Origin of the sequence: Anaerovorax odorimutans, from assembly GCF_024459955.1 — a bacterium.
GTDB classification, from domain to species: Bacteria; Bacillota; Clostridia; order Peptostreptococcales; family Anaerovoracaceae; genus Hominibacterium; species Hominibacterium odorimutans_A.
The window spans coordinates 1-390 of the sequence record NZ_JANFXK010000112.1 but is presented as its reverse complement, the minus strand read 5'-3'; the positions used below and the strand labels follow the sequence as shown (position 1 = coordinate 390).

Below are 390 nucleotides of genomic sequence, written 5' to 3'. Positions count from 1 at the left end.
TTTTTATGAGCTACATATCAGAAATTTTTGATCGGTTGGACGTTCAAAATATTCGTGAGTTCCTGCTGCGCGGCGTCGAATGTCCAGAAATCAATCCGATGGGTTATCAGGAAAGGCTTGAGCTTGCGGAAACAAAAGTAAGGGAGCAAATTCGCAAAAGGTATCCTAAATTGCAGGAGGATGAAGATCTTATGGACCGCGTATTGTCATACGGAAGTGAAACAGAAGATGTATATATGGAGATCGGTTTACAGTGTGGGTTTATCTTGGCCATGCGACTCTTTAAAAATACGGACAGAAAGGAGGTGTAACGTCTATGGGAAAAAGGACAGGAACGGAAAGAGATCGGCAAACGGTTCGTTTTCTAAAATGGATCGAACGTTATCCCGG

Annotated in this window: 1 protein-coding gene; it reads left to right on the top strand. The window is 42.8% G+C overall.

Annotated features, from left to right (window positions below):
• The coding region (locus NE619_RS18105) for a hypothetical protein (protein WP_256133874.1) at positions 1-311 on the top strand (311 nt) is incomplete at its 5' end.
• Between the last annotated feature and the right edge of the window lie 79 nt (positions 312-390).